We start from the raw sequence: 16,932 nt of genomic DNA on the forward strand, positions 1-16,932 counted from the left end.
ATGGAAAACGCTTCGTGTATCGAAGAAGCGTACGAGAGGAGAATAACATTGGTTACATTTAAAGATTACGAGTACAAACGACCAAGTTTTGAAGAAGGAAAGGCAAAATTCACAGATTTACTGGAGAATTTTAAAAGCGCAGCAACAGTAGAAGAACAGAGTTCAGCTATCGAGGCAATTAACGCTTTTCGGAATGATTTTTCCACAAACGCAAATTTAGTTTATATTCGTGCTTCTATTGATACAAACGATGAGTTTTACCAAAAAGAACGGGATTACCTAGATGAGCTTAGCCCACAAATGGACGAGCTAATTACGGAATACTACAAAGCACTTGTTGCTTCTCCATTCCGTGAAGAACTAGAAGCAAAATGGGATAGCCAACTTTTTGATCTTGCTGATTTTCAAATTAAATCATTTGACCCAGAGCTTATTTCACTTATGCAGCAGGAAAACAAATTGACTTCCGATTACTCGAAGCTTGTTGCTTCTGCACAAGTAGAATTCAACGGGGAATTTTTAACACTTGCACAGCTTGGGCCATATGCAGAATCTACGGATCGTGCTATTCGTAAACAAGCAAAGGAAGCAAACTTCAACTTTTTCCAAGAGCATGAAGAGAAATTTGATGCTATTTACGATCAATTGGTGAAAATTCGTCATGAGATGGCAACGAAGCTTGGGTATAAAAACTTCGTAGAGCTTGGATATGTTCGGATGAATCGCATTGATTATAATGCAGAAATGGTTAAAAAGTTCCGTGACCAAGTACGTGATTTTATCGTTCCTTTAGCTAGTAAGCTATATGAGCGCCAAGCAATGCGAATTGGTGTCGATAAACTGAAGTTTTACGATGAGTCTCTTAATTTCCTAACTGGAAATGCAACTCCACAAGGATCTCCTGAATGGATCGTGGAAAACGGGAAGAAAATGTATGAAGAACTTTCTCCTGAAACTGCAGAGTTCTTCCAATTTATGATTGACCGTGATTTAATGGATTTAGTTGCGAAGAAAGGGAAAGAATCTGGTGGTTATTGTACATTTATCGATGACTACGCATCACCGTTTATCTTCTCGAACTTCAATGGAACTTCTGGAGATATCGACGTATTAACACATGAGGCTGGCCACGCGTTCCAAGTGTACACAAGCCGCAATATCGGAATTCCTGAATATGTTTGGCCAACATTTGAATCGTGTGAAATCCACTCAATGAGTATGGAATTTTTCACATGGCCTTGGATGGAACTATTCTTTAAAGAACAAGCAGACAAATATAAATTTGCCCATTTGAGCAGTTCACTTTTATTTTTACCTTACGGGGTTGCAGTAGATGAGTTCCAACATGCAGTATATGAAAATCCAGAAATGACACCTGCTGAACGAAAAGCTGCTTGGAAAAAAATCGAGGCGATCTATTTACCTCATCGTGATTACGATGGCAATGAATATTTAGAAGCAGGCGGATTCTGGCAACGCCAAGCACATATTTACGCTAGCCCATTCTATTATATTGATTACACATTAGCGCAAATTTGTGCATTCCAATTTTGGAAGCGTTCAAGAGAAGATCACGAAACTGCTTGGAAGGATTATTTACATCTTTGCCAATTAGGTGGATCTAAATCTTTCACGAAGTTAGTAGCTGAAGCAAATTTAATCTCGCCATTTGATGATGGTTGTGTAGAATCCGTTATTGGTTCTATTGACGCCTACTTAAGTAGCGTAGATGATTCAAAACTATAATCCACAAGCTAGCCTGTAATATTTGTTACAGGCTAGTTCGCTAAAAAGGAAGAATGTATAATGTTAAATCCAGTTGGTTTTTGGAGACGATTAGGTCCAACCTGTTAGATGGTATTAATGTCGGAATTACTGTATCACTTATTAGTTTTCTCATTTTGGGCGAATCTGTTGAAACTTGGATTGCCTCAATGGGTCAACCTGTTTATGCACTCATCTTACCGCTTGTGTGGACTGGATACACAATTGGGAAGCGAATGATTGGCATACGAATTGTCAAAATAGACGGAACAAATGTAGACGTTTGGACAATGGTAAAGCGTGAGATTATTGGCGGACTTGTATATACGCTTACGCTTGGTTTCGGCGTTATTGTTAGTGAATTCATGGTTGGTCTTCGAGAAGACAAGCGAGCTATTCATGATTTTATCGCGGGCACATATGTTACAGACAATCTACCTGAGAGCAAGTATTAGTTCACCTAATGCTTGTTCTTTTTTATTTTTAATATACATAGTTTGATGCAGGACATTTTCATATTTTCACGAACAATATAAGTAGAGGGGGTATTAATCATTTATGTGGAACAAAATTATTGCTACTTTTATCGTAATTATGAGCATTGTGTATATTTTCTTTATACCAAGTGATCCAGTACTTGTGAAAATTGCATTTAAGCTTATTCCGATGCTGTTGATTCTTTTATTTGCGTGGTTACAACCTGCTGGAGCATCTAGTAGGTATAAAACACTTATTCTGATTGGCCTTTTTGTTTGTATGCTGGCAGATGGTTTAATTTACTGGTTTATCATCGGACTTATTACATTTTTAATCGGGCATATTTGGTATATTTTCGCTTTCCGTCACGTGAAAAAAACGACTATTCCGAGATGGGCTGCGATTATTTTAATTGGATATGGAATTCTAATGGCTGGTTGGTTATCTGGGACACTTTGGTCAAAAGGGGAAACTATTTTAGCAGCTGCAGTTATACTTTATATTGTCGTTATATTACTAATGGGATGGAATGCTTTTCAAACTGCCAATAAATTCGCTATCATCGGTGCCATTCTATTTATGTTTTCAGATTCAACACTTGCTATTAATAAATTCATTGCAGATGTTCCTTTTTCAGACGTCATTATTATGACTTCCTATTATGGCGCTCAATTTATGTTCGCCCTTAGTATTAATTATTCCGCAGTTCGAAAGAATCTGTTAAAATAGAAACATACTTTGCACTAAAGAAAGGGGATTTATTCTCATGAAAGAAATATTAATCGAGCGTTTAACTCGCTATGCAAAAATAGACACACAATCGGATGCGGCAGGTACTACTTGTCCAACAACAGCAGGACAATGGGATTTGCTACATGTATTAGAAAAAGAGCTAGCAGAGATTGGCTTAGTCGAAATAACATTAGATGAAAATGGCTACTTATTTGCTACATTACCTGCTAACACAGACAAAGATGTTCCGACAATCGGATTTTTAGCACATGTCGATACAGCAACTGATTACACAGGGAAAAATGTGAATCCACAACGTATTGAAAATTATGACGGGCAAGATATTACACTAAATGCTAATACAGTTATGGCTGTGAAAGATTTCCCAGAGCTTAAAAACTATGTAGGACATACACTTATTACAACAGATGGAACGACGCTTTTAGGCGCGGACGATAAAGCAGGAATTTCAATCATTATGACAGCAATGGAATATTTCGTACAAAATCCAGATGTTAAGCACGGAAAAATTCGCGTAGCGTTTACGCCAGACGAAGAAATCGGTCGTGGGCCACATAGTTTTGATGTAGAAAAATTCGGAGCAAAATTTGCTTACACAATGGACGGAGGTCCACTTGGTGAATTACAATTTGAAAGCTTTAATGCTGCTGGTGCAAAAGTTGTAACGAATGGCACGAGCGTACACCCTGGTTCTGCCAAAGGAAAAATGGTGAACTCGATTACAATCGCTACAAAATTCCAATCACATATGCCAGTAGACGCTGTTCCTGAAAAAACAGAAGGTCATGAAGGCTTTATTCACTTAATGAATATTAATGGCGATGTAGAAAAAACAGAGCTAAGTTATATTATTCGCGATCATAACCGAGAAAGTTTCGAAGCGAAAAAACAATTATTCGTAGATACTGCTGCGAAAATTACAGCAGAATACGGTGCAGGTGCTATCTCTGTCGAATTAAACGACCAGTACTATAATATGGGTGAAAAAATTACACCTGTAATGGAAATTGTAGACGTGGCGAAAGAAGTAATGATTTCATTAGATATCGAGCCATTAATCATCCCAATTCGCGGTGGTACAGATGGTTCACAGCTTTCTTATATGGGATTACCAACTCCAAACATTTTTACTGGTGGGGAAAACTATCACGGGAAATATGAATATATTTCAGCGGATGATATGAAAAAATCAACAGAAGTAGTAAAAGGAATTATTCAATCATTTGAAAAACAAGCATAAGTAGGTGTTTTCATGCGGGCAATATTACTCGGTGTTCTTGCTTCATTGTTTTTTGCAGTAACCTTTATATTGAATCGTTCTATGGAGGTATCGGGAGGAAGCTGGCTTTGGAGCTCTTCCCTCCGCTTCTTCTTTATGATTCCGTTTTTATTGCTTATTGTGTCGTATCGCAAAGGCCTTAGTCCTACATTTAAGGCGCTAAAATCATCGCCTGCTCCGTGGCTTATATGGAGCTTTGTTGGTTTTGTATTATTTTACGCACCACTTACATTTGCAGCGGCTTACGGTCCTGGCTGGCTCATTTCTGGAATGTGGCAGTTTACGATTGTCGCAGGGGTTTTATTGGCACCATTTTTCTCTGTAAAGATTAAAGATCGTATCATTAAGCAAAAAATACCGATGATTTCTCTTTTAATCTCACTTGTTATATTAATAGGTATCATTCTTATTCAAATCCCGAACACAAATTCACTTCAAATGAGTGCCATTTTTCTTGGCATATTACCAGTCGTTATTGCAGCATTTGCATATCCATTAGGTAATCGTAAAATGATGGAGCATTTAGACGGCAAACTCGATACATTTCAACGAGTACTAGGCATGACGATTGCTTCACTTCCGGCTTGGATTGTTCTCGCGATTTATGCGATTAGTACAGTTGGCCTTCCTTCTATGAGCCAAGTCGTCCAATCATTAATTGTTGCGATTAGCTCTGGCGTTATCGCCACTATCTTGTTTTTCATGGCAACAGATAGCGTTCGCAATCATCAAGGCAAACTAGCTGCAGTAGAAGCAACGCAATCAACCGAAATCATTTTCGTTATTCTCGGAGAAATGCTTATCCTACATATTCCACTTCCAGAACCAATTGCACTTATCGGACTTGGCATAATTATTTTAGGAATGTTTTTACATAGCTACTATACGAAAGTTTTAAATACGAAAGTTCCAGTGGTTAAATCAGAAAAAACGTAACGGGTCAGAATCCGTTGATTTCCGCTACGGCGGACGCTTTTCGCGGGCATGGGTTGAAGGGAATGTTCGGATGATACGTAACAAGAGTTTAATATGAATTAGTGAAATTAAATATTAAATAGAAACTACAAAACATAGAAGGTAGTACTCCGTGAAATCAATAAATAGAAAGAACATGATTATATTTCTGTAAAATAGATGGATGGAGTGAAAAGTGGCGACTCCAGCGGAAACAGCAAATGTTTTCTGCGACGAGTAACCGCAGGAGCACCGAGCTGAAGACCCTGGACTGAGCTTATCGAGGGAAGCGGCTGAAGCCGTGCCCGCAAAAAGCGTCCGCTTGAAACGAAATCCACTCTCTATATATACTTGTCTTTCCAGAAAAAACGCAAGGTTATGAATGACTTCCCTTCATAACCTTGCGTTTTTTTAAACCATATATGTCTCTAAAGCTCTTTCTACACTGGTTACAAAGCTATCTCCAGCTCCCCAGTCAAATCGTAAAAAAGCGCCTGCTCCTCCGCCCGATGCCGCAGCATGCACTTTCGTATTTTCTTCTAAATTATCAATTGTAATAGTCACTGAAGCACGGTTACTTGTGCGCATATAATACTTCTCTAACACACATACAACTACTTGCTTATCCCCTACTATGCGCTCATAAACATCTACCATTGCCCCGGAAATGGTTCCTCGGACTAATGATTCCTCTAGAACACCTAATGCAGATTTCGGTGACAATGAAACATAAAACTCCCGTACATCCATTACAATCCCCCCCTCATCCTCTACTTATTTCTACGTTTGAATGAGGGAATGGTTTCTATTTTTCATCAAATTCATTTGGCTATTTATACAAGTGGGAGACTTCTGCTAGATAAAGTTACTGCTTGGAAAAGATCGGATACCCCTGATTCAATAGCTGCATCGCTAACCGCTTGCGCTACTACGTTTACAACTCGCTCATCGAACGCACCTGGAATAATATAGTCTTCTCTTAATTCACTTTCATCAATAAGAGCAGCAATTGCTTGCACCGCAGCGAGTTTCATCTCTTCATTAATATCCGTTGCCCTTACATCTAACGCACCTCTGAAAATTCCTGGGAATGCCAACACATTATTCACTTGGTTCGGAAAATCCGATCGCCCTGTTGCAACGACTCGAACACCCCATTCTTTCGCTAAATCATACGAAATCTCTGGTGTTGGATTAGCCAATGCAAAAACGATTGGATCATAATTCATCGAGTCTATTAAGTCTTTCGTCAATAAATTCGCTACAGACACACCGATAAATATATCTGCACCTTCCATTGCCTCTTTAAGTGCTCCTTTTAAGCCATAAGGATTAGTCACATTGGCGATTGTTTCTTTCACCGAATTCATCCCTTCTTCTCGGCCCTCATAAATAATTCCAGTTGAATCGCACATAATAATTTCTTTATAACCGAGTTGGAGAAGAATTCGCAAAATAGCCATTCCAGCTGCTCCGGCTCCATTTATAACAACTTTCATAGACGAAATATCTTTGTTCACAAGCTTTACGGCATTTTGAAGACCTGCACCAACGACAATTGCCGTTCCATGCTGATCATCGTGAAATACTGGTATATCTAATTCATGACGTAGGCGGTCTTCTATTTCAAAGCAACGTGGAGCTGAAATATCTTCTAGATTAATCGCTCCAAACGTCGGACTTATCGCTTTTACAATTTGAACGATTTCATCGACATTTTTTGTGTCGAGACAAATCGGAAATGCATCGACATTCGCAAACCTTTTAAGTAAGATTGCCTTCCCTTCCATAACTGGCAAAGATGCTTCTGGACCAATGTCTCCAAGACCAAGTACAGCCGTCCCGTCCGTTACTACTGCAACGAGATTTCCTTTCGAAGTGTACTCATAAATAGTAGATGGGTTATTTTTAATCTCCATACATGGTTCTGCTACTCCAGGCGAATAAGCTAAGCTTAGATCCCCCATGCTCTCCACTTGAACCTTTGAAACTAATTCTATCTTCCCTTTACTCTCCCGATGTAAATTCAACGCACGTGTCTTCAAATCCATCTTCTCACTCACCCATCTTCTAATTTTTATTATATTCTGAGAATTATAGAGTTGTACGATTTTAATGTCAATAGTAAAGTATTAGTGAATTTCTTCACATATAATTTCCTTTGTTTATATTTATATGTAAAATTTTGTTTTAAATATAATAAAAAAAACCGGCAGTCAATTTTGACTACCGATCAACATGAATGCACTATCTTAACGTTGAGGGGGGTTAAGTGTGCGATTAGTCAGCTACAATTTGGAGAAAAGTCGCTGTAAGAACCTTCTCGCATATAAGAGTAAGTTTCTATACGATAATGATAATCATTTTCAATTAAAAAGTCAACAGTTTTCATAAAAAATTGTATACTAAACATATGACAACTTTAACGAATGACCAAATCAGACAATTTAATAATTATAGCGTGTATTTTGAAGCTTCTAGCACTCCACTTTTCAATGTAAAAAGTTTAGGCAATACTCTACCAATGATTAAACTCATTTCTGGAGCATCTAATGACCCAATTGCTGCGTCTTTTTTCATGCGAAGGATTGGGATGTTTATTTCTATGCAGTTTTATATGATGACTGCATACGACGAAATTTGGGACGGTCCACTCGAACAAATACAGTTTTTCGCAACGACTGAGTATGGCAATAAAACAATTAGCACATATATACCTGTAGAATATTTTCGAGAAGTTGATGAAAATAGAGGCGCGGATGTTCAGTTAATCTGGGAGCAACAATGCAACGCCATTATAAAGCTGCTGCGAGCACAATGCAGCATTTCTCCCATAACACTTTGGGAAAATGTTTTTGGCTACTTATTATGGCATTACTATGTTTTTTTAGACAATCCTGTCCTTTCCGAGCAAGCAGAAAAAGACTGGGCACTTCTTCAAGATGAATCCATTTGGAAAAAATTCTCTTCCAAGTCTCACTTAGCTGTGTATTTAAAAGGGAAACAACCTTCCGAGTTAATGAACACAACCGTTCGAACAACTTGCTGTTTTTCTAAAGACGTTCCAGGTTTGATAAAGTGTGGATTTTGCCCACTTGTATAAATGCATGATTTTATTTTTTATGGGAATAGCTAATAAAGATCACACACTAAAGGAGTGAGGAAATTTGGGAAATAAAATTGATGAACGAGTAGAACAAAAGTTAAACAGTATTGGCACTGAAGAAAAAGAAGAGATTTTGAAAAATTTTTCAACCTTTACATCATACTTGTCTGGAAAGGTAGCTGCTGGTGAAAAAATGGGTTTAAGCGATGAAGTGCTAGCGAAAGCGACCGAAAAAGTTGCCGGATATTTAGCAAATCATGAAGAACCCCGTAATCGAGAAGAACATCTCTTGCAACAATTATGGAAAAATGGCGACAAGGAACAACAACACGCACTTAGCCATATGCTTTTAAATCTCGTAAAAAATGGATAGTAAACGGAAAGATGCTGCAGGAAGATTTCTGGACAATCCAGATGGTGTAAGGACGACAAAAGAAAGCTTATTTGATATGCATGAAGATATGCAGACTGTTGATCCCATTCCAGTCGAAGAGCTGAATATTCAAGTACAGGACGAAAAATTCCACCACCATACAAAAAATCGTTCACTAAGCGAAGAACGATACCCCTAATAAAAATAGCTTGCCCCAAAATTCAGCTTTGGGGCAAGTTTTTTATATTAATTTTGCCGAAACTAAACGATTTCGTATAATAATTCCGATTAACGCTGCCACGACTGCTTTTGCAAGATCCGGTAATATAAATGGAAGCATACCACCTTTAAATGCTCCTACCCAAGGTAAATCAGCTACGAATTTAAGCCAAATTGAGCCAAGTATTAATATGATAAATACTGCAATAATATTAGCCGCTATCGCTTGCACCTTCGTATATCCAAACTTTTCTAAGTAGACTCCTACTAAAAATGCAGCTGGAATGATCGCTAAAATATATCCACCTGTTGGGCCAAGTACGATTCCAAGTCCACCCTTCATCCCAGCAAATACAGGAATCCCTATAATGCCCATTAGTACATAGACAGTAACCGCCAATGTCCCATATTTCCCTCCTAATATCGTCGCAGTTAACATAACTGCAATCGTCATTAAGGTGAAAGGTACTGGTGGAATATTGATCATAATTTGTGCTGCAATCGCAATAATTGCAGAAAATAACGCTGCGACAACCATCATTTTCAAACGCTTATTTCTCATTTTATTTCCCCCTAAGTAAAATGAGTTAACTATTATATTCAATTAGTTAACACAAAACTAATCGTAATAAAAAAACAATGCTTCGTCAATATAAAAATATTGGCTAAGCGCTGTTTTCCAACTAAATGCTCTATTTTTCCAACTAAACCTTAAAAAATTCCAATTAAAGGTCCATTTTTCCGATTAAATGTAATTCCATCAAAAAAGCAGCACCTCTTATGAAAACGAAGTGCAGCTTTTTAGTTAACATATCCACTTTTAAAATCATTTTTTCACAAAATTAATATGCGGTGCTTTTTCTAATAGAATGTTCAAAAATTCTTCTTGACGTTCTGGAGAAATAATAACACTCCCCAATAATGATTTTGTATAATGAATTTCAATCGCATCTTTCGACGATAGTATTCGGTAGCCTGCTATAATATTTGATGTATGATTTACTTTTGTCATATCTTCATATTGAATTTTACTTTTGAATATCCCGCCACGAACAAGCAGATAATCAGCCTGAAATGTATATTCAATATCTACTACAATCCAAAGTAGGAAACCAATAGTCAATAGACATAGGGCACTCATAATAGTTATTGCTACAAGGTCTGGTTTCTCTGTGAAAAATAATTCATATACTACTGGCCAAAGTGTAGCTATTGCAATCAGCACAATTGCACCAGTCATTAACCCCATAAATGTACGATCTCTTTTTGATTTAAACTTCATTTTATCACCTAACTAAACTGATTTTACCGCTGCATCCTTTATTCCTTCCCGGTGTGCATATAAATTTTTCAAAATCGCTTTTATTACTGCATATGTTGGGACTCCTAAAATGACCCCACCTAATCCTGCAATATTTCCAGCAGCCAAAATAATCGTAATGACTGTCAGCGGATGGATATCTAAAGATTTCCCCATAACATTTGGAGTAATAAGGTTGCTCTCAATTTGTTGTGAAACAAGCATAATTATCGCTACATATATAGCCATTTTCGGCTCTTGAATAAATGCAATAATTAGAGCTGGAACAAGCGCAATATACGGTCCTAAAAATGGAATTACATTCATCATCATTCCAAACAAAGCAAGTAACAGTGCATAGTCGAGGTCGATTACAGAATAACCAATTAGCAGCATTACACCAACTAAAAAACTAACAAATAATTGCCCTTGAATATAAGCACGTAATGTATCATCAATATCTGATAGCGTTTTACGTATCCATGTCTTCTTTTCCCCTTTGAAAAATTGAGCAACAAAAGGAGCAAACTTTTCATGATCCTTCAACATATATACAAGGAAGAATGGAACTAATACAAATAAGAAAACTCCTTGGAATACACCTTGGATGAATTTTATTAAAAGACTACCCGCAGTCGTTGCATATGCACTAAGCTTTCCTTCCGCATCTTTAATATATTCTTCCACAAAATCAGGGAAGTTTTCTCGCTGAGACATCGTGTATTTTGTTATCTCTTCTACTTCCTTTATAATTGCAGGAGCATTTGCGGCAAGCGCATTCACTTGTTTGGAAAGAACTGGTCCTACTAATCCGTAAAACATCCAAAACACAAGGCCAATAACGACAAAAACAGACACCATACTAGCCCATCTTGGAAATTTTTTCGATTCCAACCAAGTTAAAAGAGGTTTTGTTAAATAAAACAAAACACCCCCAATTAATAAAGGTAAAAATATTGTTTTCCCAATTATAACTAGAGGAGAAAAAATGCTTTGCACTTTCATAAACATATAAATAATAACTAGTGTAAGCAGTACTGCTACACCTACTTGGAACCAAAGCTTCTTCGCCACCTAATCCTCACATCCTCCATCTATTTGATATACTTTAATCCATTATACGATTCTCCATGACTGAAGTTTCACTTTAATACGTATCTTACCATTTTTTCTGCAAACTTATAATAGAAAACGAGCTGGAGATTTTATACGCCTCAGCTCGTTCAAGTATTATTTATGTGCAATATGCACTTTTAATAATTTTCCTTTTATAGTTGTGTTTCTCATTGTCTTTAAAACGAGAGAGCCTTTACCATTCAAAATCTCCACATACGTTACATTGTCTTGAATCGTAATGATACCGATATCATCAGCAGTCATCCCGTCAATTTTTGCGATAGTTCCTACAAAATCAACCGCGCGAAGTTTCTTTTTCTTTCCACCGTTGAAATATAGTTTCGTAATGTTTGCATTTAACTGCTCACTTTTCGATACTTTTGCTTCCGGCTGCTCTTTCATTTTCGCATTAAATGCTGCACGATTTTGCGCTACTTTATCTGCGGATAAATCTATACCAGTAGGAATGCTAAAGCCAATAAATGCTTCAATTTCTCTCACAAACTTATCTTCATGAGGAGTTGCAAACATAATCGACTTTCCACTGCGCCCAGCTCGACCAGTACGACCAGTACGATGCACATAGCTTTCTTGCTCAAGTGGTACATCATAGTGAACAACATGGGTAATATCTTCAATATCAATTCCACGGGCAGCTACATCCGTAGCGATTAAATATCGGAACTCACCCTTACGGAATTCATCCATTACTTCAAAGCGGTCTTCCTGCATCATACCACCGTGAATTTTGTCAGCTGTGTACCCTTTTTCATCCAGAGAATCTACTAACTGATCTACACGTTCCTTTGTACGGCAAAAGATAATACAGCTATCTGGATTTTCAATAATTGTTAATTTCTCAAGAAGAGAAAGCTTTAATTCTTCCATTACTACATATTTCACATGCTCAATGTTCGGTGCATTTTCTTCTGCAGAATCAATTTCTATCGAAACGGCTTGCTTCATATATTTGCTACTTAGCTTTTTAATCTGGTCAGATAATGTTGCAGAAAACAGCATCGTTGTACGATTTTTTGGTAGTAGCTTAACAATCGATTCTACTTGCTGTAAGAAGCCCATATTCAACATTTCATCTGCTTCATCAATGACAAGATACTCTATTTTCGATACATCTAATGTACCTTTTTCGATATGGTCAAGTACTCGTCCAGGCGTTCCAACAATAATATGTGTTTTTTGTTTAAGTGCTAACTTTTGTTTAGAAAAAGGAGACTTTCCGTATAATGCCAATCCTTTTATTCGCTTAAAGCGCCCTATGTTTGTTATGTCTTCTTGCACTTGAACCGCTAGCTCTCTTGTTGGAGTTAATACTAACGCTTGTGGCTTATTTTCTTCCCAATCGACAAGTTCACATAATGGAATCGCAAATGATGCCGTTTTTCCACTACCTGTTTTTGACTTTACAAGTACATCCTGTTTATCTAACGCAACTGGAATAACCTTTTCCTGTACTTCTGTTGGCTCTGTGTATCCTAATTGTTCGATGGCACGTAAAATCTTTTCTTCTACTTTTAATTCATTAAAATGCATTATGCATAATCTCCTCTTTAATTACTTATCTTAATAACTACTATATCCGAATCTTCCATTGCTTTTAGCGCATGCTTTTCAAGTGGGTCCATATGCAGCATATTGCCTGTCGTTACCACTTGTTCTACACCTTCAACCGTAAATATAACTTTCCCTTTTCTTACAACAATCAATACATGCGCATTTGCATCATGCTCTTTTATTTCTTCATTTGTTCGTAATTGAATGTTTAACACATTATGCCCATCAAATTGAAAAACTTTCGACACGTTCTTTTCTTTTTCTTCCAATAAATATGGAGTTTCGACTAGTTTCATAACTATTCCTCCTTAAATAATGTCTATATCGCCTAATTACCCATCATCTGTGGTATAATTGAAATATCGCTATTTGCGTGAAAACAACTAGAAAAGAGGTATATACATGAGTTTCCAACGACAACCAAAGGAAGTTTCACCCTTCGTAGCAGCAAGGACAATTGATGAAAAGATCTCTTTTACTCGTAATAGTCACGAAGTGCAAGGTACTATTTTTAAAATTTTAGAACAATCGGTTATTGTCGAAATATCATCAGATGATGCTAAAAAGATTAATTCACCATCTAATTTAACTGTTGTTTCACATAAAAATTATACAGTACTGTAACGAAGAATCTCTGCGAGAAAGGCTTCTCCATATCTTTCTTGTTTATTAGCACCTACACCGTGTACTTCTAGTAGTTCTTCTTCGGTTTGCGGACGCTTTATACACATATCCTGTAGTGTTTTATCAGAGAATATGACAAACGGTGGTACACCTGCATCGTCCGCAAGTTTTTTCCGAAGCACTCTTAAATCCTCAAATAACGGATCATTCGTTGCGATTTGTTTCGTTGCAACTACTCCTTTACGCATCACTTGTCTTTTCCCAAGCAATACATCCTTCCCTTTATCCGAAACATAGATTGTCGGTAAACTTCCATGATTCACTAATAGTAATCCTTCTGAAATCATAAACTCCATTAGTCCAGAAACATCTTTTGTCGACATATTTTTTAGTATTCCGTATGTGGATAGTTTGCTAAACCCAAAATCAATTACCTTTTTATTTTTTGAACCTGTTAGCACTTGCGCAGTTAATATTTTTCCGAATTTCTGTCCCATACGTACAACACATGATAAAACCATTTGTACTTCTTTCGTGACGTCCATTACTTCTCTTGAATCGGTACAGTTTCCACATTGCCCACAAAGCTCTCCGTTTGGCTCTCCAAAATAATGAATGATGAATTGCTGTAGGCAGCTTTCTGTGTGACAATAATCGACCATTCCTTGTAGTTTTTCCAACTCTTGCGGAATTCTATCACGATCCATTGCTTGATCGATTAAAAAGCGCTGTGTTTGTACATCTTGTGATGCATACAACACGATACATTCACTCGGGAGCCCATCCCTTCCCGCTCTACCAGCCTCTTGATAATAGCTTTCCATATTTTTCGGTAGTTGATAATGAATCACATATCGCACATTGGATTTATCAATTCCCATACCAAACGCATTTGTGGCAACCATTACCTGTGCTTCATCTGTTAAAAAGCGCTCCTGCTCTTTATTGCGAAAAGCTTCTGGAAGTCCTGCGTGATACTTCGCTGCTGAAACACCACTCTTATTAAGCATGTCATACATATGATCGACCGTTTTTCGTGTTGCCGCATAAATGATGCCAACCTCTTGTGCATTCTTTTTTATAAAGTCTTTCACAAGACGGTCTTTATCTTGTCCTAACACAACGGAGAAAGACAAATTGGATCGAGCAAATCCTGTAATAACTGTATTATCTTCTTTGATTTGCAGTAATCGACAAATATCTTCGCGTACGTCGGGAGTTGCAGTAGCTGTTAAAGCAAGTACCACTGGTTGCTCCTCAAATAATTCCTTTAAACGATGAATTGCTCGGTAGCTTGGTCTAAAATCATGTCCCCATTGTGAAATACAATGTGCTTCATCAACTGCAATAAGCGGAACTTTCAATTGTTGTAGCTGACTTAAAAAACCTGGTGATTCTAGTCTTTCTGGTGCTATATAAAGAAGTCGATAATGCCCGTTCATCACTTCTTGCATCGTTTCTCTTACTTCTTCAGCAGTTAAGGTACTATTAATAAAAGTCGCTGGTATTCCCGCTTCTTTTAATGCATCTACTTGGTCTTTCATAAGAGAAATAAGCGGAGAAATAACAATCGTTGTGCCGTCTAGTAGCAGCGATGGAATTTGATAACAGACTGATTTACCCCCACCTGTTGGCATTACACAAAGACTCGATTTATTTTCTAATACAAAATTAATGATTGTTTCTTGGCCTTCACGAAAGGAATCGTATCCAAAATATTGTTGTAATAATTGTCGTGCATTTTCAAGCATCCCGGTCACTCCTATCCTACTAAGATTAACATATAACATAAGAAAAAAAGGAAAACAGATTATTTTCCGCTTTCCTTCTTGTTAGGTTTGCTATTCGCTGGTTTTGGATCCACTTTGTCTACATCTGCACCAAGTAAAAAATACCCTATAACAGATGACAGAATGGAAGCTCCAGCAATGATGAATACTTTATTTATGATAGTTACTTCAGTATAATCATTTTGGTTTAAAATAAATGTTGCCAGTACGGCAGAAATAATCATAATCGGCACAACGACTTTCGACTTTTTCACAATGAACTTCCTTCCCAAACTTTTTCTATGTATATTGTACCACAGGAAGGAGTATTGCTCTTCTTAGAAGACGTTACTTTTTTAAAATCGTTCTATATGTAATAATAAATAAAAACGAACTTGAGGATGACAATCATGCGAAATGAAATAGATGTAAAAATAATGGATGCACTTGCACACGATATACAAAAAGGTGTACCGATTTTATTAAAGGATGGGTTTCATGAAACGGAATCTCTTCAAGAGGGTTCTATTCTAAAATTGCGAAACTCTGCTAATAAATTTATCGGAAAAGGTTATGTTGGCAAACAAAATAAAGGCGTTGGCTGGCTCCTAACAAAAAATGAAAACGAATTAATTGATGTGAAATTTTTTCAAAAGAAAATTGCGGCTGCGATTACCCATCGTGCGGAATATTTTAATAGTAGTGATACAACTGCTTTTCGCGTTTTCAACGGAGAAGGAGACGGAATTGGTGGGTTAACAATTGATTATTTCGATGGTTTCTATTTAATCAGCTGGTATAGTGAAGGGGTTTATTCGTTTAAAGAGATGATTTTAGAGGCTCTTGAAGCATCTGCTTCATATAAAGGAATTTATGAGAAGAAGCGATTCGATACGAAGGGGCAGTACTTGGAAGACGATGATTTTGTCAAAGGTGATCGCGGAGAATTTCCACTTATCGTAAAAGAAAATGGACAAAACTTTTCCATTTACTTGAATGATGGCGCAATGGTTGGTGTGTTCTTAGATCAGCGTGACGTTCGTAAAGCAATTCGTGATACTTATTCTGCTGGGAAAACTGTACTAAACACATTTTCGTATACAGGCGCTTTTTCTATTTTCGCTGCTGCAGGTGGGGCAACGAAAACGACGAGTGTAGATTTAGCGAAACGAAGCTTAAGCAAAACGACGGAGCAATTTGAAGTGAACGAAATCGACGTAGAAAAACAAGACATTATCGTGATGGACGTGTTTGATTATTTCAAGTATGCCAAACGAAAAGAACTCGCTTTTGATGTCGTTATTTTAGATCCACCAAGCTTTGCGCGATCGAAAAAATATACATTTAGCTCTGCAAAGGATTACACAAACTTGTTAAAAGATGCACTTGCGATTACCGAAAAAAATGGAGTAATCGTCGCTTCTACAAACAATGCTACTTTCGGAATGAAAAAATTCAAAAGCTTTGTTGAAAAAGCATTTGCTGAAAGTAATCGTAAGTTCGTAATCGAAGAAGAGTTTTCTCTTCCTAGCGATTTTAAAACCTCTCCTCTTTTTAAAGAAGGAAATTACTTAAAAGTGTTGTTTGTGCGGGTTAAATAGTCCCGCACTTCAAACATCCAAATTC

The 16,932-nt window shown here is 37.2% G+C and carries 19 protein-coding genes; 10 read left to right on the top strand and 9 right to left on the bottom strand.

Annotated features, from left to right (window positions below; all coding sequences use genetic code 11):
• Positions 1 to 48 precede the first annotated feature (48 nt).
• From RUH95_RS12470 to RUH95_RS12490, 5 genes are all read left to right on the top strand, one after another.
• Entirely contained in the window at positions 49 to 1,746 is a 1,698-nt protein-coding gene (locus RUH95_RS12470; protein ID WP_313893204.1) for a M3 family oligoendopeptidase, read from the top strand.
• Between the two features lie 53 nt (positions 1,747 to 1,799).
• On the top strand, positions 1,800 to 2,219 hold the full coding sequence (locus RUH95_RS12475; protein ID WP_313893205.1) for an RDD family protein: 420 nt from the start codon (positions 1,800 to 1,802) through the stop codon (positions 2,217 to 2,219).
• Positions 2,220 to 2,322: 103 nt separating this feature from the next.
• Positions 2,323 to 2,970, top strand: a complete 648-nt coding sequence (locus tag RUH95_RS12480) for a lysoplasmalogenase (protein WP_313893206.1) — start codon at positions 2,323 to 2,325, stop codon at positions 2,968 to 2,970.
• A gap of 37 nt (positions 2,971 to 3,007) precedes the next feature.
• Positions 3,008 to 4,234 (top strand): peptidase T, encoded by a 1,227-nt coding sequence (gene pepT / locus RUH95_RS12485; protein ID WP_313893207.1) that lies wholly within the window; start codon positions 3,008 to 3,010, stop codon positions 4,232 to 4,234.
• A 12-nt stretch (positions 4,235 to 4,246) separates the two neighbouring features.
• Positions 4,247 to 5,209 (top strand): DMT family transporter, encoded by a 963-nt coding sequence (locus RUH95_RS12490; RefSeq protein WP_313893208.1) that lies wholly within the window; start codon positions 4,247 to 4,249, stop codon positions 5,207 to 5,209.
• Positions 5,210 to 5,638: 429 nt separating this feature from the next.
• Here the strand turns inward: RUH95_RS12490 and RUH95_RS12495 are convergent, their stop codons facing one another.
• Both RUH95_RS12495 and RUH95_RS12500 read right to left on the bottom strand, forming a co-directional pair.
• Positions 5,639 to 5,977, bottom strand: coding sequence for a DUF6054 family protein (locus RUH95_RS12495; RefSeq protein WP_313893209.1), 339 nt, complete (start codon positions 5,975 to 5,977; stop codon positions 5,639 to 5,641).
• 83 nt (positions 5,978 to 6,060) lie between these two features.
• On the bottom strand, positions 6,061 to 7,278 hold the full coding sequence (locus tag RUH95_RS12500) for an NAD(P)-dependent malic enzyme (RefSeq protein WP_313893210.1): 1,218 nt from the start codon (positions 7,276 to 7,278) through the stop codon (positions 6,061 to 6,063).
• Positions 7,279 to 7,640: 362 nt separating this feature from the next.
• Here RUH95_RS12500 and RUH95_RS12505 point away from each other — a divergent pair, with 362 nt between their 5' ends.
• From RUH95_RS12505 to RUH95_RS12515, 3 genes are all read left to right on the top strand, one after another.
• Positions 7,641 to 8,330, top strand: a complete 690-nt coding sequence (locus RUH95_RS12505; protein ID WP_313893211.1) for a hypothetical protein — start codon at positions 7,641 to 7,643, stop codon at positions 8,328 to 8,330.
• A 64-nt stretch (positions 8,331 to 8,394) separates the two neighbouring features.
• Positions 8,395 to 8,706, top strand: coding sequence for a DUF3243 domain-containing protein (locus tag RUH95_RS12510; protein WP_313893212.1), 312 nt, complete (start codon positions 8,395 to 8,397; stop codon positions 8,704 to 8,706).
• On the top strand, positions 8,699 to 8,905 hold the full coding sequence (locus RUH95_RS12515; protein ID WP_313893213.1) for a hypothetical protein: 207 nt from the start codon (positions 8,699 to 8,701) through the stop codon (positions 8,903 to 8,905). The genes RUH95_RS12510 and RUH95_RS12515 overlap by 8 nt, the downstream gene beginning before the upstream one ends.
• 42 nt (positions 8,906 to 8,947) lie before the next feature.
• Here RUH95_RS12515 and RUH95_RS12520 read toward each other — a convergent pair whose 3' ends face one another.
• From RUH95_RS12520 to RUH95_RS12540, 5 genes are all read right to left on the bottom strand, one after another.
• Positions 8,948 to 9,487 carry a biotin transporter BioY gene (locus tag RUH95_RS12520; RefSeq protein WP_313893214.1) on the bottom strand — a complete coding sequence of 180 codons (540 nt, stop codon included), beginning with the start codon at positions 9,485 to 9,487 and terminating at the stop codon, positions 8,948 to 8,950.
• A gap of 264 nt (positions 9,488 to 9,751) precedes the next feature.
• Positions 9,752 to 10,207, bottom strand: a complete 456-nt coding sequence (locus tag RUH95_RS12525; RefSeq protein WP_313893215.1) for a PH domain-containing protein — start codon at positions 10,205 to 10,207, stop codon at positions 9,752 to 9,754.
• A gap of 12 nt (positions 10,208 to 10,219) precedes the next feature.
• Positions 10,220 to 11,299 (bottom strand): AI-2E family transporter, encoded by a 1,080-nt coding sequence (locus tag RUH95_RS12530; protein ID WP_313893216.1) that lies wholly within the window; start codon positions 11,297 to 11,299, stop codon positions 10,220 to 10,222.
• A 156-nt stretch (positions 11,300 to 11,455) separates the two neighbouring features.
• Positions 11,456 to 12,892, bottom strand: coding sequence for a DEAD/DEAH box helicase (locus tag RUH95_RS12535; protein ID WP_313893217.1), 1,437 nt, complete (start codon positions 12,890 to 12,892; stop codon positions 11,456 to 11,458).
• 17 nt (positions 12,893 to 12,909) lie between these two features.
• Positions 12,910 to 13,209 (bottom strand): cupin domain-containing protein, encoded by a 300-nt coding sequence (locus tag RUH95_RS12540; RefSeq protein ID WP_313893218.1) that lies wholly within the window; start codon positions 13,207 to 13,209, stop codon positions 12,910 to 12,912.
• Between the two features lie 106 nt (positions 13,210 to 13,315).
• Between RUH95_RS12540 and RUH95_RS12545 the strand changes: the two genes are divergently transcribed.
• Entirely contained in the window at positions 13,316 to 13,537 is a 222-nt protein-coding gene (locus RUH95_RS12545) for a DUF2187 family protein (RefSeq protein ID WP_313893219.1), read from the top strand.
• On the opposite strand, the gene recQ is transcribed toward RUH95_RS12545, so the two are convergent.
• Both recQ and RUH95_RS12555 read right to left on the bottom strand, forming a co-directional pair.
• Positions 13,522 to 15,288: a DNA helicase RecQ gene (gene recQ / locus RUH95_RS12550; protein WP_313893220.1), complete on the bottom strand. Its 1,767-nt coding sequence runs from the start codon at positions 15,286 to 15,288 to the stop codon at positions 13,522 to 13,524. The two genes, RUH95_RS12545 and recQ, sit on opposite strands and share 16 nt — an antisense overlap.
• Positions 15,289 to 15,347: 59 nt before the next feature.
• The gene (locus RUH95_RS12555; RefSeq protein WP_313893221.1) at positions 15,348 to 15,581 is read right to left on the bottom strand and encodes a hypothetical protein; all 234 of its coding nucleotides are present in this window, start codon (positions 15,579 to 15,581) and stop codon (positions 15,348 to 15,350) included.
• A 135-nt stretch (positions 15,582 to 15,716) separates the two neighbouring features.
• Between RUH95_RS12555 and RUH95_RS12560 the strand changes: the two genes are divergently transcribed.
• A complete protein-coding gene (locus tag RUH95_RS12560) occupies positions 15,717 to 16,907 on the top strand; it encodes a class I SAM-dependent rRNA methyltransferase (protein ID WP_313893222.1) in 1,191 nt (396 codons plus the stop codon).
• Positions 16,908 to 16,932: the final 25 nt, after the last annotated feature.

It is taken from the genome of Psychrobacillus sp. (genome assembly GCF_032154225.1).
Lineage (GTDB): Bacteria > Bacillota > Bacilli > Bacillales_A > Planococcaceae > Psychrobacillus.

Coding starts and splice junctions, on each gene's coding strand:
- RUH95_RS12520 (WP_313893214.1), bottom strand. CDS start 9,487: ATGAGAAATAAGCGTTTGAAAATGATGGTTGTCGCAGCGTTATTTTCT.
- RUH95_RS12540 (WP_313893218.1), bottom strand. CDS start 13,209: ATGAAACTAGTCGAAACTCCATATTTATTGGAAGAAAAAGAAAAGAAC.
- RUH95_RS12500 (WP_313893210.1), bottom strand. CDS start 7,278: ATGGATTTGAAGACACGTGCGTTGAATTTACATCGGGAGAGTAAAGGG.
- RUH95_RS12480 (WP_313893206.1), top strand. CDS start 2,323: ATGTGGAACAAAATTATTGCTACTTTTATCGTAATTATGAGCATTGTG.
- RUH95_RS12495 (WP_313893209.1), bottom strand. CDS start 5,977: ATGGATGTACGGGAGTTTTATGTTTCATTGTCACCGAAATCTGCATTA.
- RUH95_RS12535 (WP_313893217.1), bottom strand. CDS start 12,892: ATGCATTTTAATGAATTAAAAGTAGAAGAAAAGATTTTACGTGCCATC.
- RUH95_RS12525 (WP_313893215.1), bottom strand. CDS start 10,207: ATGAAGTTTAAATCAAAAAGAGATCGTACATTTATGGGGTTAATGACT.
- pepT (WP_313893207.1), top strand. CDS start 3,008: ATGAAAGAAATATTAATCGAGCGTTTAACTCGCTATGCAAAAATAGAC.
- recQ (WP_313893220.1), bottom strand. CDS start 15,288: ATGCTTGAAAATGCACGACAATTATTACAACAATATTTTGGATACGAT.
- RUH95_RS12545 (WP_313893219.1), top strand. CDS start 13,316: ATGAGTTTCCAACGACAACCAAAGGAAGTTTCACCCTTCGTAGCAGCA.
- RUH95_RS12505 (WP_313893211.1), top strand. CDS start 7,641: ATGACAACTTTAACGAATGACCAAATCAGACAATTTAATAATTATAGC.
- RUH95_RS12560 (WP_313893222.1), top strand. CDS start 15,717: ATGCGAAATGAAATAGATGTAAAAATAATGGATGCACTTGCACACGAT.
- RUH95_RS12490 (WP_313893208.1), top strand. CDS start 4,247: ATGCGGGCAATATTACTCGGTGTTCTTGCTTCATTGTTTTTTGCAGTA.
- RUH95_RS12515 (WP_313893213.1), top strand. CDS start 8,699: ATGGATAGTAAACGGAAAGATGCTGCAGGAAGATTTCTGGACAATCCA.
- RUH95_RS12475 (WP_313893205.1), top strand. CDS start 1,800: ATGTATAATGTTAAATCCAGTTGGTTTTTGGAGACGATTAGGTCCAAC.